A 22,882-nucleotide genomic window follows, 5' to 3' on the forward strand; every position below is an offset into this window, starting at 1 on the left:
TCCGAATATATGTATACAATAATACATTTCATTTATTTCACCTAGTGAAAGGTCTGACTTGTGTAATTGTATCATAGCCCTAATACATCAAAAAAACATTTTGCTCAAAAAAACTCTGCTACAAAGCAGAGTTTACGAACTAATTTGTTCTTGGAGCGAAATCTTTTTTTCATCTCCTACAATAACAATCGATTCTGAAGGTTTCGTTACTTCTAATCTCTTAATATAGTGTCCATCTAATTTTTTTACGCAAAATTTATAATTTTCAATCTCAATGGTATCACCCTCGGAAATCTCAATATTTTTTGTTAGGATCCAACCGCCAATCGTATCGACATCATCGTCGTCAATAGTCAAACCTAATAATGCGTTCACTTCACTAACAAGTACTTTTCCCTCTAAAATCGTTTTCGTCTCACTAACTTGTTGGATTTCCGGTTGTTCATCAGTATCGAACTCATCTTGAATATCCCCTACAATTTCTTCTAAAATATCTTCAACGGTTACAAGACCTGATGTACCACCATATTCATCAATTAATATAGCGATATGTGTTCTTTCTCTTTGCATTTTTAAAAATAGATCATGAATCGGGATAGATTCAATAACTAAAATAATTGGCCTAATATATTGCTCCACTGTCTTTTCACTAACAACTCGGTGCTTCACAAAATCTGTAAATATATCTTTAAAATTCACAAAGCCTATTACATGGTCCTTATCACCATCAACAACCGGATACCTCGTATATTTTTCATGAGACATTTTTTGTAAAGCCTCTTCAGCAGGCATTTCTTTATTTAAAATATTCATCTCTGTTCGTGGTACCATTATTTCTTTCGCAATACGATCATCAAATTCAAATATTTTATTCACATACTTATATTCAGATTGATTAATCTCACCATTTTTATAACTTTCTGAAACTAACAACCGCAATTCTTCTTCTGAATGCACTTCATCATGCCCTTTTGGTGGTTTCAACCCAAGAAACTTTGTAATTAACCGAGCTGATCCATTTAAAATCCAAATGAATGGGAATGCAATACGATAAAACAAAATGAGTGGCTTAGCAACAAAGAAACTCACTTGTTCTGCTTTTTGAATCGCAAATGTTTTTGGAGCTAACTCTCCTACTACCACATGGAAAAATGTGATAAACAAAAATACTAAAATTATAGCTAAAATGTCTGCGAGTTGAGTAGGGAAGTTCCAATTTGCAAACAACACATCAAACATGTGCTTTAGCGCAGGTTTACCAGACCACCCAATCCCAAGAGCTGTAACAGTTATTCCTAATTGACAAGCTGATAAATATTCGTCTAAGTTTGTAATGATTGTTTTGACAGATATTGCACGATTATTTCCTTTTGCAATTAAATAGTCAATTCGTGAACTCCTCACTTTAACAATTGCAAATTCTGCTGCAACGAAAAATGCCGTTAAGGCAATTAAAACAATCACTATACTTATACTATATATGTCCAAATACTTTTCCTTACTTACAGTGTAAGCAAGGAAGCCACCTCCTACTTAAATTTATTCAAGTGAAGTAAGCATTCTTATACTCTAATAAAATTCTACATTAGTAACCACCTTTTTATATATTATATGCATACATAAAAAAGATATTTATAATTATGATAATCTAATTAGCTTATTATCGTCAAACTATAATAAGCCCAATTTTCCGATAACTAAAAATGATTTATATAAATAGTATGTGCTAAACAGCTGAACTTCGTGAAAAAACACTTTCTTTGCCGATTCCACACTTCTTTTGTCACACCTGAAGGGAACTTGCTACATAACTAGAAATCATTCAACAGGATATATATAGGAGGGATTATTTTGGAATATAAAACACCATTTATCGCAAAGAAATTAGGTGTTAGCCCAAAGGCTGTTGTCCGGATTGCACAACAATTAAATCTTACGATTAAAAAAAATAAATATGGTCATTTTATTTTCACACAAGGTGATTTAGATCTAATGTTAGAATACCATCGCTCTCAAATAGACCAGCCTCAAAACTCTCAAACTACTCAAAAACCATCTTCAAATGATGTAGAAAAATTAAAAACTCAAGTAAACACAATTGTTCAAAACACATCATCGAATGATTTTGAGCAATTAACAGCTCAATTTACCACAATTACGAGAAGACTAGATCGAATGGAAGAACAAATGCAAGATAAAGCAAATGATGTCGTTACATACCAACTTTTACAACATCGCCGCGAAATAGAGGAAATGTTAGAACGAATTCAAAAACTAGAAGCTGCCCTAAAAAAAGAAGAACCAATATACATTACTCCTGATGCAAAACCAACATATGAAAGAGAAAAGAAACCGAAGCGTCGTAAAATGATTTTTAGTATATTTGGACTATAATATTTTAGACCCTTATTCTGAGAATAAGGGTCTACTTTTTGTATGAAAACAGATGCCTGTAATAAGTAACTCTTCTTCATACTATACATATTCATATATTTTCATTTTGTTAACATAATATTTTTACTGTATTCTGCAATAAGTGCCTGCGCATGAGCATTCCCTTGAATAATATCACGGAATTCTTTCAAAGAATACAGATGTGTAGCCCCTTTTCGAGCATGAATTCGCACTGGTACACCTTGTAAAGTATCATGAAACTGGAATGGACTATCTATCGGTTCGATTGGAAAACCGAGTGTAAGTAAATACATATACATTCTTTTTGTAACTGCTGCAATATACCATTCCGCTTTCGTCTCTAACGCATGCATAAATAAAATAGCTGCCAGCCTTTTGAAATGTCCTCTCCCCCGAGACGTTTTCGCAATACTTAACTTTCCTATTTCATACACATTTTTCAAATCTTTCACTAAATCATTTTTAGAAAACGGATAGAAAAACTCAGAATTTGATTGTTCAGGTACTGTAAACTTAATACATTCTACTGTACCAATATGATGTTCATCTTCTATTAATAAAAATCGTGATGGATTTAAATTACGTTCTACAAACATTAAGTTTCTTTCTTCACAAAAATCTCCCCACAGTTGCTCGAACCAAAAATGCTCTTCCTTTGTTTGAACACGCTGGAACATATTTAACCGCCTTTCCCATCGCCGCTCTGTTTTTGATAACGCTTTCACTTACTATCATATAAGAACAAATCTTCGTATGCAACTAAAAATATTTATGTCTTATTATATTCTGCAAAATGAATTAAATTCCTACTTATTAGTCATTCATACACATGCAAAACCCCTTAATTCCCCATACTGTTACAAACATAACAAGATTCAATTACTCTAATAAAAAAATGATAATCACTATCAAGTTCGAACCGTATAATGTGTCTTTCCGTACTGCATATAATTCTTCTTAACCTAAAGAAATCCTTCATTAAAAAGGATTTCTTTTACATTTTATTACTTTTTAACCATTTCTCAAAAATTTGAATCATCCCATGCTTCCCAGCCAACTTCTCTTCTCCTTGTTTCGTTTTATATGGATATAGTTGTAAAAACACTCCACATCCAGATTCAATTTTTTTACTATGCATATGGCTACCTGGATATACACAAATCACTTCATAAATCGCTCTTCGCTTAAAAATTCGTTTACCATTCTGTTCTTCTACATACTTAATAGACCAGTATTTATACATTTGCTCAGTTGCTTTCGTATTACCTACAGGCTGAAAAATATTGTACATAGGACTATATTTCACTTCGATAATAATAGAAGATTTATATACATACTTCTCTTCTTCCTTTACATAACAATCTAAACGAATATCCGGCTTCTTTGTGTCCTCTCCGTTATAAAAATTACTTCCTTTGCTTAGTGCAATAAGAGGGTGTGTTTCAATTAAATCATTAAACGCGACGTGCACTTTTATATCATCTCGATGTAAAATCACTGTCGTTCCATCTTGTAATCCGTCTAAATAAAAATGTTCTTGTATTTGTTCACGGATAGGATTCTTATCTTCAAATCCGATTTGTTCTAATATAGAAATAACGATAAAAAAAGCGTAATACTCATACACTAAAAACGTTGGTTTATATACGAATAATAAAGATGGAGGTTGCTCCGTATGTTGCGGTAACAATTCTAAATGGTGGATTAATTGTTGATGCGGTATAGATAAAGTGTTCGAATTAATGGTAGCTGTTTCAGAAACTTCCCTCCAAAATGGAGAATACAATAAATTTCGAAAGTATTGCACACTTTCATATACGATATGAGCTAATATTTTATATTCTTGTATTTTCACAGAACTTTTCCGTAAATCTGCTTCTTTCAGTAAATGTAGATTTCTATATTTTTGTTTTTCCCTATCCGTCACGGATCCATTTCGTTCAATCGTTTTCATAATTGTTTTAACAGCTTGAAATTCATCTGACTTTTTCTTCTTTTCTCCTTCTAGTATTTCAATAGTTTTACGTACAAAAATTTCTGCTTCAAGTAAATAATAATAGAATTGCATCGTTTTAAATTTAAGAAATGCATTTTCAATACTATTTTTTTGCTCCTTAAATTTACGGTTGTAATATTTCGCATAAAGCTTTCTTTCTGTCATAATGGCAGTTTTTCTCGTTGCCTTCCGCGCTTTCGTTTCCCATTCATATTCGTGTACAAATTCCGCATTCGATTCTACTTTCTTAAAAATTTGTTTTATTCTTTTCATTTTTTGTGGCAACTTTCTTAACAATACCAAATAAGAAGAATCTTCAATATCGCTAAGTGCTGAGAAAGTTTTCTTGTAATAACCTCTATCTAAAATTAACTCGTTTAAAATTGACTTCACATAATCTTGAATCATTTCAAATTGGTCATCAAAAAAGTTTTTAGGAACAACTTGAAACGCACCATAATAAGTTTTATCTTCTATACGCACTTCAAAATGGTATAAGCCACAGCGCCACGGATAAAAAAATTCAGTTTTTCCATGTTCATACACTAATACTCTTTGTTTTTTTTCATTTAATTCATATTGTGACTCTTTTATATTCTTTTGTCCCTCATATACTTTATTCCATATGAATGTAATATCCATTGGATTTTGATAATGGAAATGTAATTTCAGTGGTTTTAATTCCTGTACTTTATAAATACATTGAACTAATGCTGTAGTAGACGTACAAAGCCGGTTTAAAAGGATAAAATCGCCTTTCCCCTCAGTACCAATAATTAGCTTCAATACAAACGGGAGCGTTTCTTTCGTATCGACGATTGCTGTTTCATAACGCTCCTCATTTTGCATAGCCATACAGCTCCAGTTCTCTACGCTTTTGTCTTATATAAGCTAAAGAATGTTCAAATGTAGATACACGATTTGCAAGCGGAGACTGTAAAAGTGGTATCAATGTCGCTCCCCTTTTTGCTTCTTCAGAAAGTAGAGGGCCCACTGTCATTTCTGTCCCCCTTAATTTCGTTAATACACGCTGCTTTATTTGCAAATCAAAACCTTCTTCCCTGCTAATCATATAGGACTGATTATTTTGGAACGGTATATTTTGCAAATACGTAGCGATTGCGCTTGCACATCGGAAAGAAATTCCTTTTGATATATCGTGTGATGATAATACATCATGTAACTTATCCAATAACTCTAATTCCTCTTCAGTATACACTTCGATCATCTCTTTATTCCTAAACCAATTGAGTCGAAATTCTCCCGTTGTTACTTTCAGCGGGGGTTGCTGAACAACTTTCTCATGTTCTATACTCATCTCGCAAAACGGAATTTTTTGTAATGTAATCAAATTTGTTCGATCTAATAATCGATCGGAAAGCTCTTTCGTCGTTTCATCAAAATTTACAGTGCCTACGAAAATAATATTCTCACCAATTTCCACTGAAGGTGGAATTTGATTTTCTATTTCTTGTACTTTCTCATACAAACTCAAAATACGATTTTTCTTTTCAAGTTGAAGAACGGATAGAAACGGAGTAAACCAATGCTCAATATGTGACATGTTCATTTCATCGAACACAATTATATACAATTGATTTGGATTTTCTTTAGCCTTTAACAATGTCCGAACTAACTTCGTTTCACTTTCAATAAAATTACCATTCGGATGAAGGTAACCGAGAATATCATGTGGTTCTTGATACGATGGTGAAATCGGAATCCAAATTAATTCTTCCCCATAACGTAACCCAAGTGATTCTGCATAAGCTTGCACAAAGCGTGATTTCCCAACACCTGGTATACCACCAACAATTGTTAACATATTGGTTTTAATACTAATGTGAAAATTATATATATCTGTATCATCCAAATATAACCCTTTATTACGAACCATACTTTGTACATACTGCAAAAAAGAGGATTCACGCTCATCCCATTCCCAGTCATCCTTTTGCATTTTAATATCTTCTACTTCAACTAACTTACCTTCTTCAGCAATTCGTTTATTTAGTTGGTCATACACATTTTCACTTACAAAATATAAATGAGCATCTACTGCTATTTCTACATGTTTCATCCAATCGTTTATTTCAATATATTTGCATTCTTTTCTTTGCTCAAAATATGAAATTGAACTTATTGATGATTTTAACGATAAATTTCCATATAGCCTTCCTTCATGCCACAATAATTCTGGAGGCTCAAAGTCTTTTGGTAATTTAGGCATAAGAAATGATAAATAACCGTTGCTTAACTTCCGTTCCAATGACGCTCTCTTTTTATAATTTGAGACCTTTGGTGAAGGAATCACTTTATATGAAGATGCTATTTCCCGAGGCTCTTCTGTGCATATTAATTCCAGAAATAAATTTCCACGATCATAATAAAGACGAAACATAACCAGTTGCTTTTCTAATTTATGCTTCTTTAAATCAGTAAAGATTTTTTCATTCTTTTTATTACTGCATAACCCTTCAAACAAATATTTTCCAGTCGGAAATAACTCTTGTAAAGTTAAAGGTATTGAAGAAAGACATTGTACAAAGAAATTTTCTCCATTCTTCTCTCCCTCAGCTTTTGCAAACTTCCCAATAAACCTCATATAATACATTCGCTTTATAAAACTTGGATGAAGAGCTTTATGTAATTTCAACGTAGTCACCTTCTTTTTTTCATACTATCCTTATTGTATGAACTACAATCTAAAACTAGAAATAAAAAACCTGACGTCATCCGTCAGGTTCAAAATTAAAACGTATATTAATGAGAAGGAAATGCTTTTTTTTCTTGTAAAATGGCATTATGAGCGATTTTCATTTTAGCAAGTACGTACCGTAATCGATCTTCGGCATTTTCATCTTTATTTTGCTGCAAACTCGCCAAATTCTCTACAGAACTCGCTAAATTTTCAATCACGCCTCGAAGTTCAGGATGATGATTAAAAAAAGATTCTTGTACTAATACTTTCCTTAAATCACTAGCTAAATCCATAATTCTAGACAACTGTTCTTTTTCTTCCATTTTCATCCCTCCTGAATATCTTATGTATTAAATATTCTCTAGACAAGGAAAAAAGCCCTTTAAATTAAAAGGACTTTTACATTTTTATAGTTCCTGTCAGTAACATATAAAGTGATGTAATAGCTGCAATAACAATTGCCAACATCACATATCGCTCTTTGCCTGCAAAACAACGATTCCCTTTTTCTTTTCTTGCAAACATATACACGAGAATCCCAATACCATATACGATTGAAACAAGCAATAAATTCTTTAAACCAGCTGCATAAATTAACCATACAGAGTATAGGGAAGCAATTAATGCTAACAATCCATTTTTTACTCTCGCAACTTTCAGCTCTTTCGTGATGACTAATTTCAATTGAAATAGCGCTGATAATAAGTACGGCAGTAATATAGATGTTGACGCAATAAAATACATAATTTGATATGTCGATTGTGAAAACAAAACGATTATAAATATAGTTTGGGCAACGATATTTGAAATCCACAATGCCATATGCGGCGTTTGTTTCTTATTTGTTTTCGTAAAGACTTTCGGAAACACGCCGTCTTTTCCTGCTACGTGAGAAATTTCAGAAACAAGTAAAAACCAGCCAATTAATGTACCTACAAGTGACGCAACTAATCCAATATTAATTGCCATTGCACCCCATGGCCCAACAACATGTTCTAATACATGTCCCATTGAAGGAGTCTCTAATACTGAAAGTTCTTTTCTTGTCATGGCTCCCATTGACAGAACAGAAATTAAAATATAAATAGACATTACTAAAATAAGTCCAAGTACTGTCGCTTTTCCAACGTCTCTACTATTTTTAGCTCTTCCTGATAATACAACTGCTCCTTCAACCCCAATGAACACCCAAAGGGTTACGAGCATTGTATTTTTCACTTGACCTAGTACAGAGGAAACTGAGATAGTTCCTTCGCCCCAAAAGTCATGTGTAAATGTATCCCAGCGAAACGCTGTTACCATCACGACAATAAATAATAAGATCGGAACTAATTTCCCAATCGTTGCGATAACATTCATAATGGAGGCTTCACGAATTCCAAATAAAATTAGAAAATGCAATGTCCATAATAAAAGTGATGCACCTACGATTGACGCAACATTATTTCCGCCTTTAAAAATTGGGAAGAAGTAACCTAATGTACTAAACAGTAACATAATTGTTGCAACATTTCCTAAAATCCCTGCTAGCCAGTATCCCCAAGCACTGTTAAAACCAATATATTCACCGAATCCAGCTCGTGCATAACTATAGATTCCGCCCTCAAGCTCCGGTTTTTGTCTTGCTAACGTTTGATATACGAGCGCAAGTGGAATCATTCCCATTGCTGTAATACACCAACCAATTATCGTTGCACCACTATTTGCTCCTACTGCTAAATCATGCGGTAAACTAAAAACACCGCCACCAACCATCGTTCCAACTACTAATGCGATTAACGGAAAAAACCCTAACTTCTTTTCTATTTGTACCACCCCATCTGTCATTCTAGGTGTTATGTTCGTTCAACTATTAAAGTCACCTTTTTCTCTAATAGACGTTTCTCTTATATTTTTTCAGGAAAACATTACTTATTCTAAAAGAAAATGAAGAAAAATGGAATACTTTTTTGAAAAAATGTATAAGTATGCACAAAAAAACCGTTCATTTTGTAATGAACGGTCATTTCATACATATAAAATTGTATATTTATTGTAAAATTAACGAAGTAACTTCTCTTTTTGTAAAAATTGTTTTGCGACTTCTTCGCTACTTTTCCCATTCACATTTACTTCATAATTCATTTTTCTCATTTCTTCATCTGTAATCTTTCCAGATAATTTATTTAATACTTTTTCGAGTTCAGGATATTTCTGTAACGTCTCTTTTCTTAATAATGGTGCTCCTTGATAAGGCGGGAATAGTCCTTTATCATCTTTTAGCACTTTAAGCCCATATTGCTCCAATTCACTATCTGTTGAATATGCATCGATTACGTTAACATCTCCCGATTGTATTGCACTATAGCGCAGTTTCGGTTCCATCGTTTTAACATTTGAAAACTTATAGTTATATAATTTTTGCATTCCTTTATAACCATCTTCACGATCAGCAAATTCTAATGTAAATCCTACTTTAGCTTCCTGTGCAATTTTTCCTAAATCAGAAATTGTATTTATGTTATTTTGATCTGCTATTTTTTTCGGCATGGCTAGTGCGTATGTATTGTTATACTCCATTGGCTTTAACATAACCATATTATATTTCTTTTCCATTCCAATACGAGCTTGTTCATATACTTCATCACGATTTGTACTTTTCGGTTCTTCTTTCACGAAAGTAGATAAAGCTGTACCTGAAAATTCTGGGTATATATCTACTTCACCTGATTTTAACGCTTCGAATACAAATGCTGTTTTTCCAAGGCCTGGCTTTAATTCCACTTGTAAATCTGTATCCTGTTCAATAAGTTGCTTGTACATTTGAATTAATATTTCTGGTTCAGATCCAAGTTTACCAGCAATAACTATGTCTTTCTTTTCGGTATTCCAAAGAAATGGAGCAGCTATCATTACTACAACTATACATATCGTCAATATAACGCGCTTAGAAGAGCGTTTCGGGCTCTCAAGTATGCGAAGTACTATATCAAAGAATAAAGCGAGTAACGCAGCTGGTACGGCCCCTAAAATGATAAGCGCATGGTCATTTCGATCTATGCCTAATAATATGAGCTTACCGAGCCCACCAGCGCCTATTAAAGCAGCTAATGTAGCCGTTCCAACAATTAATACCATCGCTGTACGAATACCAGCCATAATAATTGGCAATGCGAGTGGAAGCTCTACCTTCCATAATCTTTTCCAGCTATTCATCCCCATAGCTCTCGCCGCTTCTATAAGTGATTCATCTAATTCCCGTATTCCTGTATATGTATTTCGTAAAATAGGTAATAGTGCATACACAACTAATGCGATTATAGCTGGCAGTTTTCCAATTCCTACTAACGGAATTAATAGTCCAAGTAAAGCAAGTGAGGGCACTGTCTGCATAACAGCAGAAGTCCCTATAATAAATTCAGCCATTCGTTCTTTTCTCGTTAATATAATGCCGAGTGGCACTGCAATAATTACTGCAAAAAATAGTGAAATAAGCGATATTTGTAAATGCTCACTTAATGCACTTAGCAATTCTACTTTTCGTTCTTGGAACGTTTGAATAAAATCAGTCACTGTTTAGCCTCTTTCCTTCATTTGTTCAACAATGTAATTGACAATATGACGACTTGTTAACGCTCCAACATATTGACCATGCTCTTCAACCGGCACTGACTCTTCAGTTTGTAAGCGGACTAGTGCTTCTTGTAATGACGAATGTAAAGATAAAGCATTCCCTTCAACTCGTATACCCTCGTCTAGCGGCAATACCTCTTCTATACTCTTCCCCTCATACCAAGGTCGTCCACGATTTCCAATGAACTCCTCTACAAACTCATTTTTCGGGTTATGTATAATTCCTTCTGGTGTATCTAATTGAACAACTTTTCCTTCTTTCATTACACAAATACGATCACCAAGTGATAAAGCCTCTTGCATATCGTGCGTTACGAACACGATTGTTTTTTGAATCTTTTTTTGCAATTGTACGATATCCTTCTGAAGCTGCTCCCTACTTAACGGATCTAACGCACTAAATGGCTCGTCCATAAGTACAATTTTCGGGTTTGCGGCTAATGCCCGTACGACACCAACACGTTGTTTCTGCCCTCCTGACAATTCATCTGGCATGCGATCACGATATACATCTGGATCGAGTCCAACCATCTGTAGCAAGTCATCGACACGTGCTTTTATTTCCTTTTTGGTCCATTTTCTCATTTCAGGGACAACTGCAATATTTTCAGCAATTGTCATATGTGGAAACAGCGCAATCTGCTGCAACACGTACCCTATATTCCAACGTAGTTCGTTTATGTTATATTGTTGAATATCTTTTCCATCGATTAAAATTGATCCTTCCGTCGTTTCAATTAAACGGTTAATCATCTTCATTGTCGTTGTTTTCCCGCAACCACTCGGACCAATGAGAACAAAAAATTCTCCTTTTTTAATTTCTAAATGTAATGAATCCACTGCTTTTGTGCCATCTTCATACGCTTTTGACACATGATTAAATTGAATCACAGACACAACTCCTTTCATGTTGTTTCCTTTATTTTGATGGAATATAGCATTCATTTCAAATGATACGCTTTATTATACAAAAAAAGAGCTCTCATTTGAGCTCTAACGGTCGAACAATATTGTTTTCATAATTGCAGCATATTCACGCACATACGCTTTTTTCTTAGAGCGTCTCGGTGTTTCAGCAGCCAAAGCTTCCATCTTTATCCCTAAACGCTTTGCAATTATTTTCGTTCGATATAAATGATACGTATTACTTACAACTACCGCATGCTTTACATCATATAAATCCATACTAAACTTTAAATTTTCATACGTATTTGTAGAGCAGTCTTCAATTAAAATACGATTCTCATCTATACCATGTACCATTAAATAGTTTCTCATACTGTGAGCTTCCGGTATATCTTCATCTTCCCCTTGACCACCTGAAACAATTACTTTCACCTCAGGGTGAGCATGTAAATATTCCAACGCTATATCCAAACGATTTTGAAGAGATAAAGACGGTCTATCTCCAAATAACTTTGCACCTAATATAAGAACGTATGGAGAGTGATTACTCAATGTTTCACGAGCAACTTTATTCATTCGAAACGTCATATAAATGATGTATAGCGGAGGTAGTAATAAGATTATAAGCAATATCCATTTGTTCATAAATAAGTTAACACTCCCTTTCTTTTTATTATATAGAAAAAGAAAAGGAGGCAGAAGTATTTTTTAAACAATTGATTTATTAGACACATTCGCTTCCGTTTTACGTTTTGAAATTACATAATAAAAAGCAATCCCTAATGATAGGATCAATATACAGCTCAGTACGTAAAACGGGATCATTACCCCTGCTTTAGATACGCCTGCCGTAAACAACATTAATAATACAATTCGAATTCCTGTGCCAATTAATCGAAATAAGCTGTCCACACGTCCCATTACTTCGTTTGGGATTTCTTCCATCATCAATACATTTCTCGCCACTCGTGTTCCAGCATTTCCAATCGCATGGAAAATCGCTAGTCCATATAATAACATAATGGAAGGCTCAATAATCATTGCGGTAATTGAAATTACATAAATAACCATCGTCATAACGATTGAAATTTCTATTTTGACATATTTCATCATGATTGGAATACTTATTCCTGCAAGAACCGCTCCGACACCGTACATCATACCTTCAATTGCGTATACAGAGGCACTAGCTTTGAGTATATCTGAAATATATACTGGGATTAAATAATTTGCCATCATGACACCGATAAACGGCATATAAGTCGCTAGTAAAAACCAAAATAACTTAGGGCGCTTTTTCATAAAGTGAATTCCTTCGAACAATTGCTTCTTAAATGTTGCTTTCCGTTTTACTTCTTTTTTCTTTACATACGGTATACATAAGAAAAGAAAAAATGCTCCTGCAAAAGTTAACATATCCACTAACAAGATCCATTTCAAAGAAATAATCTCAATTAAAAAGCTAGCAGCTGCGCCTGAAATAACTTGCGTTAATTGTCCTTGTATTTCCATTGTGCCACTTAAACTTTTATAATGCTCTGATTGAAATATTTCTTGGTTAAATGCAAATATTGTGGGATAGAATAATAGATAATAGAAAGAACCTGCTATATAAATAATAATGTAATGAATAGAATTGTATGATTGCCCAGCAAATCCCCAAATGGCCATCATTCCTATAATGGCTATCCCGATACCTTCGTTACATAACAATAAAGATTTTCTTGAAAAACGATCTATGCTTTGCCCAATGAATGGTGTTAGTAAAAACATGATGAGAGTTGCAACGATAGAAACATAACCAAATGTTGTCTCTCCTCCACTTTCCTTAATTAACAACCACGGAATCGTTATCATAACAATCCCGGAACCAATAGCTGATAAACTATTGGCTCCTAGAATGTAATACAAGCGAGAATCATGATAAAGAGAGGACATATCACTCAACTCCTAATTGTTTTTTCACCTCTTTATATACACTCATATATGCTTTTAATTCTTTAACTAAATCATGAATTAATGGTTTTGCATCTTCTCCAAGTTCACTATCTTGCACATGTAATCCATCAAGCACGACTTGTTTTGGAATTGCATTTGCGTAAACGCCTCTAGCGACAGTCCGCATACTATTTAATGCGTTTATTCCCCCTTTACCTCCTCCAGCAACTGCTAGTAATGCGACAGGCTTATGGATGAATTCACTGCTACTTAAGTAATCTAACGAATTTTTCAGCGCTCCACTCATCGCATTATGATATTCTGGTGTACATAGTACTACTCCATCCGCAGCTTTCACTAAAGCTTTTAATTTTTTTACTGCCTCTAATTCACGTTGTGATTCTTCTCCATTATATAAAGGCAATTCCGCTACTGCTAAATCGTATAACTCCCCTTCAAATTGCTCTGCAATATATTTTGCCACAACGCGAGTTCTACCGAATTTTCTTGGTGTACCGTTAATAACGACTAGTTTCATAATTATTTCTCCCCTTTGTTTTCAAGTTATATTTATATATTATCAGAAATTTCTATACAAAACACAGTAAAAAGAGGGAAAAACTTTCATTAAATAGTATGAGAAATAAAAAAAACTCATACTTTCGTATGAGTTTCACAAAACTAATATTTCCTATTTTTTCACAACCTCATGTCCACCGAATTGATTACGAAGTGCAGAAACCACTTTTCCGTGGAATGTATCATCTTCTTGTGAACGGTAGCGCATAAATAATGACATAGCGATAACTGGTGCCGCTGCTTGTAATTCAAGCGCAGTTTCAACAGTCCATTTCCCTTCTCCTGAAGAGTTCATAACACCTTTAATGCCATCAAGTTTCGGATCTTCTGCAAATGCTTTTTCAGTTAAGTCCATTAACCAACCACGGATAACCGATCCGTTTGCCCATACTTTTGCAACATCTTCATAATTGAAATCAAAATCACTTTTATCTAGTACTTCAAATCCTTCAGCGATTGCTTGCATCATTCCGTATTCAATACCGTTGTGAACCATTTTTAAGAAATGCCCACTACCGACGCGGCCTGCATATGAATAACCATTTTCTACTGCTAAATCTTTAAATAAAGGTTCTAGTTGATCATAAATTTCTTTTTCTCCACCAACCATTAAGCAAGCGCCGTATCTAGCTCCTTCTACACCGCCTGATGTACCGATATCTACATAATGTAAGCCAAAGCTTTTCGCTTCTTCAGCACGGCGTAACGTATCCTTATAGAATGAATTTCCACCTTCAATAACGATATCGCCTTCCTCTAATAATGGATATACATCTTTTAGTACTGACTCAACAACTTCTCCTGCAGGTACCATTACCCAAATTGTACGAGGTGCTTCGAGTTCAGCGATCATTTCTTTTAATGTATGACGAGCAGTAATCCCTAATTCCCCTGCCTTTTCAACAAGCTCATTATTTACATCGTATACAACTACTTCATGCTTGTCTTCATGTAAGTGTTCAGCTAATGGGAATCCCATTTTTCCTAATCCAATTAAACCTAGTTTCATATTAATCAATCTCCCATTCTATACAAATATATTTAATAACGAAATTAATCCAAGTGCTACAACAGATAATATTGTCTCCATTGCGGTCCATGTTAATAATGTTTCTTTCACAGTCATTCCGAAATACTCTTTAATCATCCAAAATCCAGAATCATTTACATGCGATAATATTAATGACCCTGCTCCTGTTGCAAGTGCCAGTAACTCTACATTTACTCCTGGTGTACTTGCTGCAATCGGTGCTACAATTCCAGCTGCTGTCATCATAGAAACAGTGGCCGATCCCGTTGCAACTCGGATAAGTGCAGCAATTCCCCAACCTAATAATATTGGTGAAATATGTGATTCTTTCGCCATCTCCGCAATTGTAGTTCCGATCCCAGAATCTAATAACACTTTATTAAATGCACCACCTGCACCGATAACTAACAGTATGTTTGCAATTGGGCCTAAACAATCATTTGTAACTTGTAAGACTTTGTCTTTAGAAAACCCTTTTGCATAGCCAAGACTAAAGAAAGAATATATCGTTGCAATTAATAATGCGACTATTGGATCTCCAATAAAATGCAATACTTGTGCAAGTTGGCTTGTTTTATTTAATGCTACTTCCGCTATCGATGCACCTAGCATAAGAAATACTGGAAGTAAAATAGTAAACAATGTATTTCCGAAGCTAGGAAGTTCCTTCTTCTTATCTCTTTCAATAAATTGCTCCGCTATATCTAACGGTACTTCTTTATGTATACGAGCACCAATCCATTTCCCGTAAAGCGGACCTGCAATTATTGCAGTTGGAAGTCCGACAATTAATGCATACAAAATTGTCTTCCCTACATCTGCTTTAAATATACCTACCGCTGCCATAGCTGCTGGATGCGGTGGAACAAGTCCGTGTACAACCGAAAGACCTGCTACTAGCGGAATACCGATTGTAATAAGTGATACCCCTGTTTCTAACGCAATTGTAAATACTAACGGAATTAATAGTACAAATCCAACTTGGAAAAATACCGGAATCCCTACTATAAATGCAACGAACATCATTGCCCAGTGAACACGCTTTTTCCCAAAACGTCCAATTAATGTGTTAGCAATTCGTTCAGCACCGCCAGACTCAGCCATCATTTTTCCAAGCATTGTTCCTAAAGCTAAAACAATCGCTAAAAACCCTAACGTATTACCGAGACCTAATTTAATAGAATCGATAATCCCCGGATGTTGTGGTGAAGTTCCAATTAAGGGCATCCCCATTGCTAGCCCAACTCCGATTGCTGTTAAAATTAACGCGACAAATGGATGCCATTTTACTACCGTAATTAGTAAAAGTAATATAACAACAGCCGCTAGTACGATCCCAACTACCATTTCTCCCAATCCCCCTATTGTTTACGTTGGAAAGCAGCTATACAATCAAATTCTTCTTTCAAACGATTGTAAAGTCGTTCATACATATAAAACATCTCTAAATATAAAGCCGTATTTTCTTTATTCGGTACATGGTGATGGACAATATCAATCCAATCCTTCACCTCTTCAAGAGAATCAATTTTCCCAATTGCATACAAAGCAAGTGCTGCTGCCCCAAGCGCAGATGCTTCATGACTTTCTGGAACAAGCAATTCTTTCCCCATCATGTCAGATAACATTTGTCTCCAAAATGCAGATTTCGCAAAGCCTCCTGAAACACGTATTTCAGTAAGTGGCCCTGTACAATCTCGAATGGCAAGTGCTACTGAATACACACTCATACAAACACCTTCCATAACTGCTCGTATGAAATGTTCTCGTTTATGCTGAAGGTTTATCCCGAAGAATGTACCTCGAGCATTTGCATTCCAGTAGGGTGCACGTTCTCCAGATAGAAAGGGTAAAAATAGTAATCCATCTGCTCCAGCTGGTACACTTTCTGCATACTTAATTAATAAATCATAAGGATCAATTCCAAGCTTTCTTGCTACCTCTTGCTCTGGGCTACCAAATTCATCACGTAACCATCTAAGTAATATTCCACCGTTATTCGTTGGTCCGCCGATCACCCAGTGCTCATCTGTTAATGCGTAACAAAAAGTTCTTCCTTTTTCATCTGTATTAACACTCGATGAAATTGTTCGAACCGCACCACTTGTCCCGATCGTAATTGCAGCTGAGCCAGGTGATATTGCACCGACACCTACATTTGCAAGAACACCATCACTTGCACCAATAACAACCGGAGTATCCTCACTAATACCCATCTTTTGTGCTAATTCCGGCTTCATTCCCGATAAAATATATGTAGTTGGTACAGGTGTTGATAATTGTTCTGGTGACATATTTAACATAGTTAAAACATCTTCATCCCAGTTTAATGTTTTTAAATTAAATAACCCTGTAGCAGATGCGATAGAATAATCAACTACATAGCGTGAAAATAATTGATAAATGACATACTCTTTAATGGAAATAAATTTATGAGCAGTTCTGAATAACTCCGTTTCTTCTTCTTTCATCCACAATAATTTAGAAAGTGGTGACATCGGATGAATCGGTGTACCAGTTCTTCTATAAATGTCATGACCATTCATTTGTTGTAATAGTTTTTCTGATTGCTTTGTGCTTCTATTATCTGCCCAAATAATAGAGCGCGTTAACGGCGCACCGTTTTCATCTACAGCAATTAAGGCATGCATCGCTGTACTAATCCCGATAGAAGAAATATCTTCCGGTGACACATTACCCTTTTCAATGGCAACGCTTACAGTTTTATATACAGCAGCACATATTACATCAGGATCTTGCTCAGCCCATCCGACGTTCGGTTGAATAATTGGATAATCAATTGCATGTGAAGCAACGACTTTTCCTTTTTCAGTGAATACAACCGTTTTCGTACTTGTGGTACCGATGTCAATCCCGATTACTCTCCCCCTTGTTTCCATGCGAACATTCCCTTCGTTTCTAGCAAAATACGATCTAGTAAACCGTTTACATGAATTAGTATATAAAATATTTTTTCATAAATCAAGTTATGAAAAGAAAATTTTTTTCAAACCAAAATGTACCTCTCATCTTCTAAATCATTCTCTTTATCTTTTTTAAATAACCTTTTTAATTTATCAAACATTCTTTCCCCTCCACCTAAAGATAATAATATATAAGTTCTCGTTTTCTTAGTTTGATGGACATAGGGCGTGGCTGCCTACTATCACTTTTTTACCTTGTAAATATATGTTCCATACTATAAAATCTAATAGTATTTATATTTTTCTGAAAAATCAAAACAAAATATGAACTTTATTGTATAATGTTGTAAAAAGATGTCGGAGGGATTTAATGTTATATAAAATATCTCAATTCACAATAAAACTTTCATCAATTCTTTTATCACTCTTACTATTACTAAATTTACCTTATTTATTTATCACTCAACAGGGATTCACTTTTCAACCAATTCATTTTTTTAATCAGATCGTTACTATGTTAAAACAGGTTTTCTCCCCTGAATCATTAGTAGTTATGGGATCAGACCCGAAATTTGGTCATTTCAAAAAGACACCATTATTTCCAACTGTTTTAGAACCTTACCTATATTCATTTACTGTATTATTTATAGCCTTTTTGCTTGCACTCTTTCTATCATCTAGCATGGCATTTTTTTATTTTTTAGCAAAAGATTATATAAAAAAATGGATAAACCGAATTGTGTTCATATTAGAAGCTGTCCCTGATATGATGATGATGATTTGTTTGCAAATATTTTTCATATGGGTACTTCAGAAATTCGGGGAATCTCCTGTCACCATTATTTCTTTTAATGAAAATCGAGCTTATTTACTCCCTATTTTATCTTTAGCAGTCTTACCTACATTACAAATGTTTCGGATGATGGTGTTATACATAAAAGAAGAACATGAAAAACATTACGTAGAGGTTGCATATGGAAAAGGACTTTCATCAAGTTATATACTACGCATTCATTTATTCAAAAATATATCTATCCACTTCTTTCATCATTTAAAAACGATTTTTGTTTTCTTACTTTCTAACTTATTCATTTTAGAATTTGTTTTTAATATGGAAGGCATTATTCAATTTTTATTTAAGAAGGCGTTTATTTCACCTCCAGCTGCATTTATCATACTTGTTATGATTATTTTACCATTTTATGCCATTTTTCAAATAATCTCATTCATGATGAATAGATGGAAAAAGCAATTGAAAGGAGCAGCATTATGAAATCTATTTGGAAATCAAAACGATTTTTAATCGGCTTTACTTATCTATTCATACTTGTTTCAGCTAGTTTTATTTATAGTTGGTTCTTTAAAGATAACATCCCAAAACCTCCTCAGTTACTTTACAATGACAATAACGAATTACTTGGAAAGGCCCCCTTTTCGCCATTGTTAATGCCGCCTTTTGGATCTGATCGTTTTGGAGAGTCTGTTTTCTTACAAATTGTAGAAGGAGCAAAATTCACCATTTTATTAGCCGTGGCAATTAGCTTCTTTCGAATTTTATGCGGAACATGTATAGGAATCCTCTTGAGTTTATACGCTCCAAGATTCAAGAGATTTTTCCAGGCATGCTCAGAAGTTTTTTACTATATTCCTACTTTATTTATCGCATTTATACTCATCACGCCCGTTAATATTGTAATCATATCAAATGCTGATAGATTAGATCCAAATATTTCATTTGCGTTTTATCAAGTTCTCGTACTTATTTTCGTCGCTCTACCTACACTTTCTTTATATATCTCCTCAGAGGTTGATGAATTTATGAAACGAGATTACATTTTAAGTTCACAATTACTGGGTGCTAGCCGTTTTCATATTATCAAAAAACACTTACGAGTCTTATTACTTGATCGCTTATTTGTGTTATTTATGGAACATATCGTCCAAACACTCATACTCGTTATCCATTTAGCGTTGCTTGATATTGTAATTGGTGGGATACAAATGCGTGAACTCTATGACGGAGTACTCAAACCTGTTTCTCTATCGAATGATTGGGCAGGCCTTATTGGATTAAATCGTTATGAAATGAATATTTCATGGTGGATTATTTTGTATACTCTCGTTTCATTCTTTATTACGATTCTATTTATTAAGCTTATGACAATCGGGATTCAAGATGCACTGAAAGCAAGAGATTCGCAAGTTGTATCAATTCAAACCGTTCCAAATCATAAAAAATTTGTTAAAAGTAAAGATTCTTTTTCATTTGTAGATAAAGTGAACCTTTAATCATGTCTCATCAATCAAGTATTAATTGGCATTGATATTAGTAGAATATAAAAAAGATGATCCCTATTGAATACGAGGGATCATCTTTTTTATGCCGTCTAACTTTTTTAAATGACCTTTGCTAGACTCATGCTTTTTATATTTAAAATGAATTATTTACACTCACAATTATGCTGTTTAAAATCGATTACCATACGCCCTTGAATTCTACCTTGTTCCATTTCTTCGAATACATTTTGTACTTTATCTAGAGAACACGTTTGAACAACCGGCACTACTTTTCCTTCTGCGCCGAACATAAATGCCTCCTCCAGATCCTTACGAGTACCAACTAGAGAACCAACTACTTCAATTCCGTCTAATACAAGTCGTGGAATGTTTAAATCCATAGTTTCTACTGGTAAACCTACCGCAACTACTTTACCGCAAGCACGTACTGCATCAACTGCTGAGTTGAATGCTACTTTAGAAACTGCTGTTACTACAGCAGCATAAGCACCATCAAACTCCTCTTGAACAATTTTATCAGCAGGACCTTGAGAAATCGGATTGATAGTCATATCAGCACCAACTTCTTTTGCTAAGGCTAATTTGTCGTCATTGATATCTACTGCAATTACCTTTGCACCAAATACGTTTTTAGCATATTGAATAGCTAGGTTACCTAATCCACCACAACCATAGATTACGATAGGTTGACCAGGTTTAATGTCTGATACTTTTATAGCTTTATATGTAGTTACGCCCGCACATGTAATTGATGATGCTTGAGCAGGATCTAATCCTTCTGGTACCTTCACCGCATAATCAGCTGTAACAATACATTGTTCAGCCATACCACCATCTACTGAATAACCAGCATTTTTTACTTCACGGCAGAATGTTTCTCTCCCCGTTACGCAATATTCACAACGTCCACAAGATTGGAACATCCATGCAATACTTACACGGTCACCTATCTTTAGTGAAGTAACATCATCAGCAATTTTAGTAACAATACCTACACCCTCATGACCAAGGATGCGGCCATCGGTGTTTCCAAAATCATGATTCGCAACGTGTAAATCAGTGTGGCAAACTCCACAATACTCTACATCTACTAGCGCTTCACCCGAGTGTAACGGACGTAATTCTTTTTCAATAACTTCAATATTCGCTTTGCTGTTTTTATTAACTACTACTGCTTTCATATGTGATCTCCCCTTTAGTGTTTTAGAGTTTTAATGAGTTTATCTCACAACTACTGTCCTCACTATTTTGGCTAATTATTGTACCAAATTTAAGTTTTCAATCATCATTACAGGTTCATCATAACATGGAATTTCATAAGCTTATTGTTAAATATTGAACAATATTTGAATTATTACCCAATACGTATTTTGATGTATCAAGCTACTTGTTAAATTTCATATGCAAAATATCGAGGTTTAAAAAATGAAGGGTCTAAAAGATGAGAGATTATTATTATTATAGGTAATTAGCATATTTCTATAGACACTTAGAACAAGTAGATCTAGAGGGTATATCAACAGACTACTCGCCAATATAAAAAGCTCTTCATTTGAAGAGCCCTTTATATTCGCTTCATCGAAATAGTTTCACGTATACTTTGTAAATTTTGTAGTGTTTCCTCTTGTCGCTGCAATGACAATCCCACATACAAAGTATCTAATAAACTAAGCTGCGCTAATCGTGACGAACTTGCTTCTGTACGAAATTCCGTCTCACGCGTCGAAGTATATAATGTTATATGAGCAAGTTGGCTTAATGCCGATTTTTGATAGCTCGTAATCGCAATAATTTTGGCCCCTCTTGCTTTCGCTACTTCTAACGCTTCAAGTAAACCTTTATTACTGCCCGAATGAGAAATTGCAATGACCACTGCTTTTTTTGTCAGCAAGCCCGCTCCCATAATTTGAAAATGTGAATCCGTATGAGCAATACAAGAAATACCCGTTCTCATAAACTTATGATAAGCATCCATCGCAATAATACCTGAACCACCATTTCCATAAAACTCAATTCGTTTCGCTTCATTCAGCGCACTTACTGCCTGTTCCAACGCGTTATCGTTTAACAAATGTAATGTATCTTGCAGTCCTGTAATATGTGAATGAAAAACTTTTTTAGCAACAGTGACAATATTATCTTCTACCGATACTTCCTCATGAATATTTTGCATCGGGGTATGTACAATCTCACGAGCTAATGTAATTTTCAAGTCTTGGAACCCTTGAAAACCTAAGTGTTTGCATAAGCGGAATATCGTTGCTTCGGAACTATTCGTAACTTCCGCTAATTCCGTAATCGATTTATGTACAACATCTTGTGGATGTTTCAAAATATGTTCGGCAATACTTCGTAATTTCGGTGATAAACCATTTAACGAAGCCTGAATCTTTCCAATCCCACTTTTTGTACCAGGCATAGCGTATCTTCCCCTTCCATAGTAGCTTTATCCCGTATTAACGGGCAGTAAGACTCCCACCTCA

The 22,882-nt window shown here is 34.6% G+C and carries 19 protein-coding genes; 3 read left to right on the plus strand and 16 right to left on the minus strand.

Annotation, left to right across the window (positions count from 1 at the left end):
* Window positions 1-132: 132 nt before the first annotated feature.
* Window positions 133-1,488: a hemolysin family protein gene (locus AC0IXC_RS05835; protein WP_471652695.1), complete on the minus strand. Its 1,356-nt coding sequence runs from the start codon at window positions 1,486-1,488 to the stop codon at window positions 133-135.
* A gap of 363 nt (window positions 1,489-1,851) precedes the next feature.
* Here AC0IXC_RS05835 and racA point away from each other — a divergent pair, with 363 nt between their 5' ends.
* A complete protein-coding gene (racA, locus tag AC0IXC_RS05840) occupies window positions 1,852-2,394 on the plus strand; it encodes a chromosome-anchoring protein RacA (RefSeq protein WP_471652696.1) in 543 nt (180 codons plus the stop codon).
* A gap of 101 nt (window positions 2,395-2,495) precedes the next feature.
* Here the strand turns inward: racA and AC0IXC_RS05845 are convergent, their stop codons facing one another.
* The 13 genes from AC0IXC_RS05845 to gntK all read right to left on the minus strand — a co-directional run bounded on the left by AC0IXC_RS05845 (window position 2,496) and on the right by gntK (window position 18,077).
* Window positions 2,496-3,092 (minus strand): hypothetical protein, encoded by a 597-nt coding sequence (locus AC0IXC_RS05845; protein ID WP_002085820.1) that lies wholly within the window; start codon window positions 3,090-3,092, stop codon window positions 2,496-2,498.
* A 317-nt stretch (window positions 3,093-3,409) separates the two neighbouring features.
* Window positions 3,410-5,260 carry a hypothetical protein gene (locus tag AC0IXC_RS05850; RefSeq protein ID WP_002136129.1) on the minus strand — a complete coding sequence of 617 codons (1,851 nt, stop codon included), beginning with the start codon at window positions 5,258-5,260 and terminating at the stop codon, window positions 3,410-3,412.
* Window positions 5,250-7,067, minus strand: a complete 1,818-nt coding sequence (locus tag AC0IXC_RS05855) for an AAA family ATPase (RefSeq protein WP_471652697.1) — start codon at window positions 7,065-7,067, stop codon at window positions 5,250-5,252. Before AC0IXC_RS05855 ends, AC0IXC_RS05850 begins: the two co-directional genes overlap by 11 nt.
* Before the next feature lie 107 nt (window positions 7,068-7,174).
* Complete coding sequence (locus AC0IXC_RS05860; protein WP_002085825.1) at window positions 7,175-7,435, minus strand: hypothetical protein; 261 nt, start codon at window positions 7,433-7,435, stop codon at window positions 7,175-7,177.
* A gap of 76 nt (window positions 7,436-7,511) precedes the next feature.
* Complete coding sequence (locus AC0IXC_RS05865; protein ID WP_002189509.1) at window positions 7,512-8,939, minus strand: basic amino acid/polyamine antiporter; 1,428 nt, start codon at window positions 8,937-8,939, stop codon at window positions 7,512-7,514.
* Window positions 8,940-9,152: 213 nt separating this feature from the next.
* On the minus strand, window positions 9,153-10,664 hold the full coding sequence (locus tag AC0IXC_RS05870) for an ABC transporter permease/substrate-binding protein (RefSeq protein ID WP_002085827.1): 1,512 nt from the start codon (window positions 10,662-10,664) through the stop codon (window positions 9,153-9,155).
* Window positions 10,665-10,667: 3 nt separating this feature from the next.
* Window positions 10,668-11,615: an ABC transporter ATP-binding protein gene (locus AC0IXC_RS05875; protein ID WP_033709046.1), complete on the minus strand. Its 948-nt coding sequence runs from the start codon at window positions 11,613-11,615 to the stop codon at window positions 10,668-10,670.
* 102 nt (window positions 11,616-11,717) lie between these two features.
* Window positions 11,718-12,275, minus strand: a complete 558-nt coding sequence (locus tag AC0IXC_RS05880; RefSeq protein ID WP_002165881.1) for a YdcF family protein — start codon at window positions 12,273-12,275, stop codon at window positions 11,718-11,720.
* A 63-nt stretch (window positions 12,276-12,338) separates the two neighbouring features.
* The gene (locus AC0IXC_RS05885; protein ID WP_016102081.1) at window positions 12,339-13,568 is read right to left on the minus strand and encodes an MFS transporter; all 1,230 of its coding nucleotides are present in this window, start codon (window positions 13,566-13,568) and stop codon (window positions 12,339-12,341) included.
* A 1-nt stretch (window position 13,569) separates the two neighbouring features.
* Entirely contained in the window at window positions 13,570-14,106 is a 537-nt protein-coding gene (locus AC0IXC_RS05890) for an NADPH-dependent FMN reductase (protein WP_002031805.1), read from the minus strand.
* A gap of 153 nt (window positions 14,107-14,259) precedes the next feature.
* A complete protein-coding gene (gene gnd, locus AC0IXC_RS05895; RefSeq protein ID WP_002189506.1) occupies window positions 14,260-15,156 on the minus strand; it encodes a phosphogluconate dehydrogenase (NAD(+)-dependent, decarboxylating) in 897 nt (298 codons plus the stop codon).
* Window positions 15,157-15,174: 18 nt separating this feature from the next.
* Entirely contained in the window at window positions 15,175-16,524 is a 1,350-nt protein-coding gene (locus AC0IXC_RS05900; RefSeq protein WP_002141651.1) for a GntP family permease, read from the minus strand.
* A gap of 14 nt (window positions 16,525-16,538) precedes the next feature.
* Window positions 16,539-18,077, minus strand: coding sequence for a gluconokinase (gntK, locus tag AC0IXC_RS05905; RefSeq protein WP_305927454.1), 1,539 nt, complete (start codon window positions 18,075-18,077; stop codon window positions 16,539-16,541).
* A 394-nt stretch (window positions 18,078-18,471) separates the two neighbouring features.
* Here gntK and AC0IXC_RS05910 point away from each other — a divergent pair, with 394 nt between their 5' ends.
* Both AC0IXC_RS05910 and AC0IXC_RS05915 read left to right on the plus strand, forming a co-directional pair.
* Complete coding sequence (locus tag AC0IXC_RS05910) at window positions 18,472-19,374, plus strand: ABC transporter permease subunit (RefSeq protein ID WP_326996540.1); 903 nt, start codon at window positions 18,472-18,474, stop codon at window positions 19,372-19,374.
* Complete coding sequence (locus AC0IXC_RS05915; protein WP_471652698.1) at window positions 19,371-20,390, plus strand: ABC transporter permease; 1,020 nt, start codon at window positions 19,371-19,373, stop codon at window positions 20,388-20,390. The genes AC0IXC_RS05910 and AC0IXC_RS05915 overlap by 4 nt, the downstream gene beginning before the upstream one ends.
* A 152-nt stretch (window positions 20,391-20,542) precedes the next feature.
* On the opposite strand, the gene adhP is transcribed toward AC0IXC_RS05915, so the two are convergent.
* A complete protein-coding gene (adhP, locus tag AC0IXC_RS05920; protein WP_002031819.1) occupies window positions 20,543-21,580 on the minus strand; it encodes an alcohol dehydrogenase AdhP in 1,038 nt (345 codons plus the stop codon).
* 383 nt (window positions 21,581-21,963) lie between these two features.
* Window positions 21,964-22,818: a MurR/RpiR family transcriptional regulator gene (locus AC0IXC_RS05925; protein ID WP_002031820.1), complete on the minus strand. Its 855-nt coding sequence runs from the start codon at window positions 22,816-22,818 to the stop codon at window positions 21,964-21,966.
* Window positions 22,819-22,882 lie beyond the last annotated feature (64 nt).

The organism is Bacillus sp. AC266 (assembly GCF_979253805.1).